Genomic DNA, 4,773 nt, shown 5'->3' with positions numbered 1-4,773 from the left:
AGGTGGTCTGCCGCAACGGCAGGCGGCCGGGCCGCCCTCCGGCCGGTCGAGTCCGTGCCCGTCGCTCTCCCAGGCGGAGGTGCCGCCCGAGAGGGTGGCGGCGTCGATGTCGGCGTCGGCCAGGATCTCGCAGGCCCGGGTGGAGCGGACGCCGGAGGCGCACACCACCAGCAGCGAGCCGCGGGCCGAGGCGGACTTCAACGCCGGCACGGCCTCGGGCAGACGGTCGAGAGGGACGTTCAGGGCGCCGGGCACGTGACCCGAGGCGTACTCGCCGGGGGCCCGCACGTCGATGACGGTGAAGTCCGCCAGGCGAGCGGCGGCCTGGGCGGGGGAGAGGGAGGCGGGGCTGGGCACGAGCGGGTTTCCTTTCGTTCGCCGGAACGCGGCGGGCCGGGGACCGGTCGGTGGTGTCCCGCCCGCTCCGGCCTCCCGAGAGTACCCAAGGTGGCGAAGGGCCGGGGTCGGGCCGGGCGGGCCGATCCACTTCCCCCGATCCACTTCCCGCCTGCGCCGATGGGACTGTCCTGCCCCGAATCGCCTCCGGCAGGCACGTGCCCGACACCGCCTCCGGAACACACGTGTCCGGCACCGTTCCCTGAATAGCCTGACCGTCATGACGGAGCAGCTCGAACCCATGCCCACCGACTGGCAGCGGGCGCTGGCGGTCGTCGCCCACCCGGACGACCTGGAATACGGGTGCGCCGCTGCCGTCGCCGCCTGGACCGACGAGGGGCGTGAGGTCGCCTACCTGCTGGCGACCCGAGGCGAAGCGGGGATCGACACGATCGCCCCGCAGCAGTGTGCCCCGCTGCGGGAGCGGGAGCAGCGTGAGAGCGCCGCGGCGGTCGGGGTGCGGACCGTGGAGTTCCTGGACCACCGGGACGGCGTGATCGAATACGGCCCGGCGCTCCGGCGCGACATCGCGGCCGCCGTGCGCCGGCACCGCCCCGAGCTGCTCATCACCCTCAACCACCGCGACACCTGGGGAGGGGTGGCCTGGAACACCCCCGACCACCGTGCCGTCGGCCGGGCGGCTCTGGACGCCGCGGGCGACGCGGGCAACCGCTGGATCTTCCCGGAGCTGACGGCTCAGGGGCTGGAGCCGTGGGACGGGGTGCGGTGGGTCGCGGTGGCCGGCACCGACCGGCCCACCCATGCCGTCGATGCGGCCCCGGGACTGGAACGGTCCGTCCGGTCGTTGCTGGCCCACCGCACCTACATCGAGGTCCTGACGGACGAGGACCCCGAGACGTACTGCCGCACCTTCCTCACCGGCACGGCCGGCGCCCTGGCCGAGCGGTTCGGGGGGCGCCCGGCCGTCGCCTTCGAGATCTTCGCCCGCTGAGCCGGACACCCGGCCCGCCCGCCCGCCCGCGAGCGTCCCGCGGCTCGGCCACCGTCCGGGACTGCGGCTCGGGCGCCGTCCGGGATTGACAAATCGCTTTGCCGATTCTGCACTGGGCATATGAAGGAACAACGGCAGCACGAACCACCGCTCGACGCCGTACTCTCCGGAGTCGGCCCCCGGCTGCGCCGGCTGCGCAAGGACCGGGGGGTCACGCTCTCGGCGCTCTCCGAGGCGACCGGGATCTCCGTCTCCACCCTGTCCCGGCTGGAGTCCGGCGGCCGGCGGCCCAGCCTGGAGTTGCTGCTGCCCATCGCCCGCGCCCACGAGGTGCCGCTCGACGACCTCGTCGGTGCGCCGCCCGTCGGTGATCCCCGGGTCAGGGCGAAGCCGATCGTGCACGGCAGGAAGACGTCCCTGCCGCTCACCGGCCGGCCGGGCGGTCTGCAGGCGTACAAGGTCGTGCAGGAGTCCGCCTGCGAGGAGGTGCCCGAGCAGCGGACCCATGAGGGGTACGAGTGGGTGTACGTGCTCTCCGGGAAGCTGCGGCTGCTGCTCGCCGAGCACGACCTCGTGCTGGTCCCCGGTGAGGCCGCGGAGTTCGACACCAGGCTGCCGCACTGGTTCGGACCCGTGGGCGACGATCCGGTGGAGTTCCTCAGCCTGTTCGGGCCGCAGGGGGAACGGATGCACGTAAGGGCGAAGCCGAAGCGGTCCTGAGCGGGTTCCGCCCGCCCGGCGCGAGGTGTTCCCAGAGGGGCAAGCGACCGCTTAGTATGCGGCGGAGCAGTGGTAATGCCGACAGTGTTGTGGAGGCCCCTCATGCAGGCATGGCGAGTGCACCGGAACGGCGAGCCGAGCGAGGTGATGGAGCTCGAGGAGACGGACCGGCCCAAGCCCGGCGACGGGCAGGTGCTGCTGAGGGTGCGGGCGGCGAACATCAACTTCCCCGACGCCCTGCTCTGCCGCGGCCAGTACCAGGTGAGGCCCCCGCTGCCCTTCACCCCGGGCGTGGAGATCTGCGGGGAGACGGAGGACGGGCGCAGGGTGCTCGCCACCCCCGCCCTGCCCGGCGGCGGTTTCGCCGACCACGTCGTCGCCGACGAGGCATCCCTGCTCCCCGCCCCCGACGCCCTGGACGACGCCGAGGCGGCGGCCCTGCACATCGGCTACCAGACCGGCTGGTTCGGGCTCCACCGCCGCGCACGCCTTCAGGCGGGCGAGACGCTGCTGGTCCACGCCGCGGCGGGCGGTGTCGGCAGCGCGGCCGTCCAGCTCGGCAAGGCGGCGGGCGCCACCGTCATCGGGGTGGCCGGCGGACCGGAGAAGGCCGCCATCGCCCGCGAGCTCGGTTGTGACCTGGTCATCGACCGGCGGAGCGAGGACATCGTGGCCGCGGTCAAGGAAGCCACGGGAGGCCGGGGCGCGGACGTCGTCTACGACCCCGTCGGCGGTGACGCCTACGCCAAGTCCGTCAAGTGCATCGCCTTCGAGGGCCGCGTCGTGGTCGTGGGCTTCGCGAGCGGCACCGTCCCGGCGCCGGCCCTCAACCACGCCCTGGTGAAGAACTACTCGATCCTCGGACTCCACTGGGGCCTGTACAACGCCAAGGACCCCGCCGCCGTGCGGGCCTGCCACGACGAGCTGACGAGGCTCGCCGAGCAGGGCGTGGTCAGGCCGCTGGTCAGCGAGCGCGTCCCCATGGCCGGTGCCGCCCACGCGGTCCAGCGGGTCGCCGACGGCGCCAGCACCGGCCGCATCGTCGTCCTGCCCGCGGGAGGCACCCGATGAGCACCGCCATCGACGCGGCCGAGATCCGCCGCCGCACCCACGAACTGCTGGCCGCCTACCCGCCGGCCACCACCGGGCGCACCGACTTCCTCACGGCGCGCTTCGACGCCGGGCTGGCCTGGGTGCACTATCCGGCCGGGCTCGGCGGACTCGACGCACCACGTTCCCTCCAGGCCGTCGTCGACGCCGAACTGGCGGCGGCCCAGGCCCCCGACAACGACCCGCGCCGCATCGGGATCGGTCTCGGCATGGCCGCCCCCACCATCCTCGGCTACGGCACCGACGAGCAGAAGCGGCGCTTCCTGCGCCCGCTGTGGGTCGGCGAGGAGGTCTGGTGCCAGCTCTTCAGCGAGCCCGGCGCCGGGTCCGACCTGGCGGCGCTCGGCACGCGTGCCGTCCGGGACGGCGAGGACTGGGTGGTCGACGGGCAGAAGGTGTGGACCTCCAGCGCCCATGTCGCCCGCTGGGCCATCCTGATCGCCCGCACCGACCCGGACGTCCCCAAGCACCGCGGCATCAGCTACTTCATCTGCGACATGACCGACCCCGGCGTCGAGGTGCGGCCACTGCGCCAGATCACCGGCGAGGCCGAGTTCAACGAGGTCTTCCTCACCGGCGTACGCATCCCCGACAGCCGCCGGCTCGGTGCCGTCGGCGACGGCTGGAAGGTCGCCCAGACCACCCTCATGAACGAGCGCGTCTCCATCGGCGGCGCCCGCATCCCCCGTGAGGGAGGCATGATCGGGACGATCGCGAGGACCTGGCGCGAGCGCCCCGAGCTGCGCACCCACGACCTGCACCAGCGGCTCACCGCCCTCTGGGTCGAGGCCGAGGTAGCCCGGCTCACGGGCGAGCGGCTGCGTCAGCAGCTCGTCGCCGGGCAGCCGGGCCCCGAGGGCTCCGGCATGAAGCTGGCCTTCGCACGCCTCAACCAGGAGATCAGCGGCCTCGAGGTCGAACTCCTCGGTCAGGAGGGGCTGCTGTACGACGACTGGACCATGCGCCGCCCCGAGCTCGTCGACTTCACCGGACGTGATGCCGGGTACCGCTACCTGCGCTCCAAGGGCAACTCCATCGAAGGCGGCACGAGCGAGGTCCTGCTCAACATCGTCGCCGAGCGCGTCCTCGGCCTGCCCGCCGAACCGCGCAACGACAAGGACGTCCCCTGGAAGGAACTCGCCCGATGACCGCACGAAGCGCCTCCGCACGGACCGGAGCCACCCCGGCCGGAGCGGCGCGGACCGAGCCCGACCGCACACCCGACCTGCTGTACTCCGAGGCCGAGGACGACCTCAGGTCCGCCGTGCGCTCGCTGCTCGCCGACCGGGCCGACGCCCCGACGGTGATCGCCGCCACCGAGTCCGACACGCCGTACGACCCGCGGCTCTGGGAGTCGCTCGCCACCGGCATCGGAGCGGCCGGACTGCTCGTACCGGAGGAGCTGGGCGGGCAGGGGGCCACCCACCGCGAGGCCGCGGTGGTCCTGGAGGAGCTGGGCCGGAGCGTCGCCCCCGCCCCGTACCTGACCAGCTCGGTCGTCGCGACCGAGGTCCTGCTGGCGCTCGGCGGACACGACGGCCCGGCCGGTGACCTCCTCGGCGACCTGGCGGCGGGCCGCAAGGTCGCCGTCCTCG

The 4,773-nt window shown here is 73.6% G+C and carries 6 protein-coding genes; 5 read left to right on the top strand and 1 reads right to left on the bottom strand.

The window, feature by feature from the left end:
• A partial coding sequence (locus ABZ371_RS29050; RefSeq protein ID WP_358685079.1) for a rhodanese-like domain-containing protein occupies nucleotides 1–357 on the bottom strand: 357 nt, incomplete at its 3' end.
• A 259-nt stretch (nucleotides 358–616) separates the two neighbouring features.
• Between ABZ371_RS29050 and ABZ371_RS29045 the strand changes: the two genes are divergently transcribed.
• The 5 genes from ABZ371_RS29045 to ABZ371_RS29025 form a co-directional block, all read left to right on the top strand.
• Nucleotides 617–1,348, top strand: a complete 732-nt coding sequence (locus tag ABZ371_RS29045) for a PIG-L family deacetylase (RefSeq protein WP_358685076.1) — start codon at nucleotides 617–619, stop codon at nucleotides 1,346–1,348.
• Nucleotides 1,349–1,468: 120 nt separating this feature from the next.
• Nucleotides 1,469–2,068: an XRE family transcriptional regulator gene (locus ABZ371_RS29040; protein ID WP_358685074.1), complete on the top strand. Its 600-nt coding sequence runs from the start codon at nucleotides 1,469–1,471 to the stop codon at nucleotides 2,066–2,068.
• 102 nt (nucleotides 2,069–2,170) lie between these two features.
• Complete coding sequence (locus ABZ371_RS29035) at nucleotides 2,171–3,139, top strand: NADPH:quinone oxidoreductase family protein (RefSeq protein ID WP_358685072.1); 969 nt, start codon at nucleotides 2,171–2,173, stop codon at nucleotides 3,137–3,139.
• Nucleotides 3,136–4,326: an acyl-CoA dehydrogenase family protein gene (locus ABZ371_RS29030; RefSeq protein WP_358685070.1), complete on the top strand. Its 1,191-nt coding sequence runs from the start codon at nucleotides 3,136–3,138 to the stop codon at nucleotides 4,324–4,326. The genes ABZ371_RS29035 and ABZ371_RS29030 overlap by 4 nt, the downstream gene beginning before the upstream one ends.
• The coding region (locus ABZ371_RS29025; protein WP_358685067.1) for an acyl-CoA dehydrogenase family protein at nucleotides 4,323–4,773 on the top strand (451 nt) is incomplete at its 3' end. The genes ABZ371_RS29030 and ABZ371_RS29025, both read left to right, overlap by 4 nt.

Source organism: Streptomyces sp. NPDC005899 (assembly GCF_040629645.1).
Classification (GTDB): domain Bacteria; phylum Actinomycetota; class Actinomycetes; order Streptomycetales; family Streptomycetaceae; genus Streptomyces.
The sequence above is the reverse complement of the archived record's forward strand: the minus strand, read 5'-3'. Positions and strand labels throughout refer to the sequence as shown.